This window comes from Moorena producens 3L, from assembly GCF_000211815.1.
In the GTDB taxonomy this organism is placed as follows: Bacteria; Cyanobacteriota; Cyanobacteriia; order Cyanobacteriales; family Coleofasciculaceae; genus Moorena; species Moorena producens.
The window spans coordinates 1-4,592 of record NZ_GL890861.1; the positions used below are offsets into that span (position 1 = coordinate 1).

The following is a 4,592-nucleotide window of genomic DNA, read 5'->3' on the forward strand; positions in this document are numbered from 1 at the left end:
AGGCATTGATCATGCAAATCTAAATACAGGGCCATTAAACTTGGCGGATCGATTGCTGCTCTATTTGCAGGAGTTCTATTAATCAACGATCCGATGGAAAGCAATTAGAAAAATTGAGATCAGATAATGTATCCATCACACCAGTTTATTATGGCGATGAACTGGATTTGAATAAAGCGCTAAAAGTTGTCGCCAGGGACTCTATTGATATTGGAAATTTGACCTTCAACGACTTGAAGTTATCCAGTGAATTTGAGGTGATTGTCAATGACTCCATCGTGGTTGGAGGTCTCAAAGAGGAAAAACTCCTGGAATTACTAAAGCTTAAAAGGCTTGAAATAGACAACTATACTGAAATTAAATTTGATACACACCTTAATGATAAGTTTGATTATCGGGTTAATGAAGATGGCTGGAGTGATGCCAATAGTTATCGAGGAATATACAATGCTTTGCCATTTAAAATTAAGCCCTATAAAGATGGTAGAAAATTCAAAACACAGATCCTGTTTGATGATGGAGATACAATATCTGCTGCTGTCCTAAGAGATGAGTCGACTTTTATTTCGGAGTTTTCAAAAAATGAAATACACATCTATTTGATCAGAATAAGGCAATTAAGTGAAAAAGCAAGTTGGGATACCTACGATAATTTCATTCAGTATCAGATCGTGGAATTCAATGGCATATTGGGAATGAAATGATAGGACGATTTCTAAGTTTCTCCGATGGTTCATTGAACCCTCGGTTTATGGGACTGCTGATTATATCCCTATGATCTTTAGTCCACTTATGATTATGTTTTAAAAAATGTGAAACACCCGTTAAAAGAACTGAGTTCCCAGCTTCAGTTCTGCCTCAGTCGATCCTTCCGAGTTTGAACCGATTGCGGTGACTGAAATTATTCCTAAGGATAAAGCGGAACAATGGAATTCTGGAATGTATCGTCGAGAAGTTAGCGCCTCTCTTTAAGTTACTTATCAGACTTTTCAGCAATCTGCTTTAACAGCAAGTTACTTTTTCCGATGTACCCAAAATCAGTCGAGGGACTTGCTTTCGCAGCACTCAGGCATTGTTCTGTATAGGTTTTTGCTTCGGCATAGTTACCCAGGTGGAACAATAACTCTGCTTTATAATATACATACCAAAAGGCATTGGGACGTAGCTCGATGGCTTTGTCGAACCATTGCATGGCCTGGTCCAGATCCTTTCTTTTCAGGTAATAGAACTGCGCCGCATCAAAGTACGTTTGAGCGCTGATGTCATCAAGCTCAGGATTCGTCTTAGTCGCAATTTCGTTGAAAATAATTTCGTCAGAATCAACAAAAAGAGGCATGCTGATTTTGACATTTTCCCAGGAGATCACCATGTCAGCACCATTTGTGTTGAATTTTTCAAAATAGATGCTAAACGTTTCTCGCGTATCCTTTAAAGGAGTAACCGGGACCGTAAATCGGACCAGGTCATCTTTTGAATCGTAACCCGAGGTACCCCAATGTTTTGTGTTTTTATAAACAATGATCGTCCACTGTTTTTCTTCAGGAATTGAGTAGAGGGCATAAGATCCGGCAGGAATGACTTGACCCGCCAATTTCACTTCGTGATCAAAAGTGATCTTCGTGGAAGAATTGGCACCGGTTCGCCACAATTTGTTGTAAGGTATTAATCCCCCAAAAAATCTCTCTGTTTTGTTTATTGGGTTGTCCATAATCCAGGGTCACATTGACCATGCCTACTTTTTGCTGTGTATTGATCCTTGGACTTAGGCTTGGCCTGCTGATTTGTGCACTCACCAGGAATACCATTACTAAGCAAAGCAGTGTGAAAATTGGTTTTAGGAATCTCATGAAGTTGACCATTTTTTAGGCATGTACCTTATTGACATGCGAAAGTAGTTGTGTTTGGTAGAGTGCCCCCCTAACGAATGTAAGGTGGCCAACATAATCGATGGAAAAAATAGAGGATAGGGAATCAACAGGAAGCTTGCCCACATTTTCAGGGAACGCCATCCCAGGTAAGAAAAGAATATTTCGGAAACTACACCCTGAATCCAACAATCAACAAGTCATCTACAGGTTCATTGGGACCAAGCCAGGTTTGCATGGTGCCTGAGATTTCTTGCTTTTGCTTCAGCAGCGGCTTCTCATAAATTTGCTCAAGGAGTTGCATCACTTGCCTTCTGCCAAATCGCTTGGTTTCTGGGCCTCCGATCATGTCTACGAACCCATCACTAGCCATATAAAAATTGACAGCCTGAGACTCATCTAGTTGCATGACATGGTTGGTGTAAGTTCTTGGGTAATCAAATAACTCTCCCAGTTGCAATCGATCTGCTTTAATGATTTCGCAGTGACCGTCAACAACCCGTAAGAGATTTGTTTTTGCACCTGCAAAAGCCAGTACGCGATCCATTTTGCTGATCCGCAATATTCCCATATCTGCACCCGTACCAATGGCTCTCTTAGGCTTACCATGAAACTGCGATTTCATATGTTCATGGACTGCCGATAATATCTCGCTAGGATCGGTTAATTGTAGCTCGCTCACTACATGATCAAGAGCGCTTGTATAGATCCGTGTCATCATGCTGGCGCCATATCCATGCCCCATACAATCAAAGACGACAACAAAGAGGTATTCTGGTGTTTGGTGCACCCAAAATCCATCACCCCCCACTTCTCCGATCATGGGTTGATTGATCACAAAAGCATCCAGAATACTGGCAAGCAGCTCTTCGGGAAACAGCTGAAAATAGTTCTCTTTTGCGGCGTTTTGAATCATGTCTACTTAAAGCAATATATGAGCCTACAGCATAAAAAGAAAATATAACCGGTATTTGATGTGATGTTCTTCGCTGAACAACTCCGTTTTCTCGACGAAAGGACAATTGACACAGTATTGGATTGAATTAGATTGCTATTATTGGGCCTGGTTAGCATGCTTTCATAGGGGTGTTTTCAGGTGAAACGGTGCTTCTACCTTAACCTTGTTGGAGTATGTTTCCCTTACGGATTAACAAAATTTTGACTAATTTCAGAAGACAGTCATTACTATGCGATCATTTCGTATCACTGTTTTACGGATTCTTTCATTCCTTCTCCTGATGGTCTGCCTTTGGTCGGTAGGCTATGCCACTGATTCCATTAATCATCGACTTTACAAGCATGTTATACAGATCCCTGCAAAGTCTGAAAAAAGCAAAAAGCGATTTATCAAGTATCTGAGACTAGAAGCAAACAACGACTCAGAAATGGTAGAAAGCATTTATTATTGGATGACTGCTCATATTGCCTATGATATGGCCATCTATGACAGGAATCAGGATTTTTATCGGTTCACAGATTCATTTTTCTCAAGGAAGGGCATCTGTTCGGAGTATTCCAGACTTTTTGTAGAACTATGCGATTTGGCAGGAGTAGAAGTAGAGTTTTTGGCTGGATTTGCCAGAACCAGTACTTTCACCGGAGCGCTGGACTCGAATGCCAGACACAGCTGGAATCGGGTAAAACTCGGAGGAGAATGGAAATTGATCGACGCTACCTGGGGAAGTCGTTCCAAGTTAATCAATGGTCAGGTTGAGGTCAGGGAACCTAATCCCTACTACCTTTTCATCAATCCGAAAGACTTGATCAAAACGCATTTTCCTGTCAGAGAGGAATGGCAAATGCTCGACAAGCCACTTACGGAAAGTGAGTTTCTGGCGCAATGATTCCATGAATGAGGCATATGGAGGGGCTGTAAATTGGAACTAACTAGATTGACTGTCATTCGCAGTATTTTTAAGCCATGTTTGATGGATTATCCACAACCGACTTTACGCAGCCTGATCAGTTTTTACTGCTGACTTGTATCCTCTTTGTGGTCGTTTTTTGCGGTACCTGCTGGTATCTGGGGTATTTCATTATTTATTCTATCGATGGCTTCGTACGCGCTACCAGCACCGTATCATCAATGGTGATCCTAAAAACAGCAAGCAAGTGACCAAAGAAATTATTTGGTCCGCAATTACTTCGCTAGTATTTGGCGTTTCAGGAACCATCATGATCATTCTCTGGCAACAGGACCTGACAGCTATTTACATGGACGTATTCCGTTATGGAATTGTGTATTTGCCGGTGAGTCTTTTGATCGTTCTGTTCTTACATGAAACTTACTATTACTGGCTTCATCGATGGATGCATTTACCCAAAGTGTACCGGATCATGCACAAAGTCCATCACGACAGCATTCATACCAATTCGCTCACTTCTTTTTCATTCCATCCGCTGGAATCTGTCACTCAAGCCTTGATCATACCCCTCATTGTGTGCATTGTACCTGTTCACATTTACGTACTGCTGGTGATGCTTTTGATCATGACTCTGAGTGGTACCCTCAATCATGCAGGTGTTGAATTGTTTCCTGAAGGTTTTCATCGACATTGGTTGGGGAAGTGGCTCATTGGGGCCAGCCATCACGACCAACATCACAAGAAGTTCAGGTTCAATTATGGTCTTTACTTTACGTTTTGGGACAAATGGATGGGAACGGAAGCAGAAGATTATGAGGTGAGGTTTAAGCCTTAAGGTATCTTTTAAAACCCATGACTGGAC

The 4,592-nt window shown here is 41.5% G+C and carries 5 protein-coding genes; 3 read left to right on the forward strand and 2 right to left on the reverse strand.

The genetic code is table 11. From position 1 onward, the window contains the following. Nucleotides 1–113 precede the first annotated feature (113 nt). A complete protein-coding gene (locus LYNGBM3L_RS11490; RefSeq protein ID WP_008182753.1) occupies nucleotides 114–704 on the forward strand; it encodes a hypothetical protein in 591 nt (196 codons plus the stop codon). Nucleotides 705–973: 269 nt separating this feature from the next. On the opposite strand, the gene LYNGBM3L_RS11495 is transcribed toward LYNGBM3L_RS11490, so the two are convergent. Both LYNGBM3L_RS11495 and LYNGBM3L_RS11500 read right to left on the reverse strand, forming a co-directional pair. Next, entirely contained in the window at nucleotides 974–1,708 is a 735-nt protein-coding gene (locus LYNGBM3L_RS11495) for a DUF2911 domain-containing protein (RefSeq protein WP_008182755.1), read from the reverse strand. 329 nt (nucleotides 1,709–2,037) lie between these two features. Then, nucleotides 2,038–2,781, reverse strand: a complete 744-nt coding sequence (locus LYNGBM3L_RS11500; RefSeq protein WP_008182757.1) for a PP2C family protein-serine/threonine phosphatase — start codon at nucleotides 2,779–2,781, stop codon at nucleotides 2,038–2,040. Nucleotides 2,782–3,052: 271 nt separating this feature from the next. Here LYNGBM3L_RS11500 and LYNGBM3L_RS11505 point away from each other — a divergent pair, with 271 nt between their 5' ends. After that, on the forward strand, nucleotides 3,053–3,709 hold the full coding sequence (locus tag LYNGBM3L_RS11505) for a transglutaminase domain-containing protein (RefSeq protein ID WP_044492757.1): 657 nt from the start codon (nucleotides 3,053–3,055) through the stop codon (nucleotides 3,707–3,709). Between the two features lie 268 nt (nucleotides 3,710–3,977). Next, on the forward strand, nucleotides 3,978–4,565 hold the full coding sequence (locus tag LYNGBM3L_RS11510; protein ID WP_202799187.1) for a sterol desaturase family protein: 588 nt from the start codon (nucleotides 3,978–3,980) through the stop codon (nucleotides 4,563–4,565). The last annotated feature ends 27 nt before the right edge of the window (nucleotides 4,566–4,592 follow it).

Coding starts and splice junctions, on each gene's coding strand:
- LYNGBM3L_RS11495 (WP_008182755.1), bottom strand. CDS start 1,708: ATGGACAACCCAATAAACAAAACAGAGAGATTTTTTGGGGGATTAATA.
- LYNGBM3L_RS11500 (WP_008182757.1), bottom strand. CDS start 2,781: ATGATTCAAAACGCCGCAAAAGAGAACTATTTTCAGCTGTTTCCCGAA.
- LYNGBM3L_RS11505 (WP_044492757.1), top strand. CDS start 3,053: ATGCGATCATTTCGTATCACTGTTTTACGGATTCTTTCATTCCTTCTC.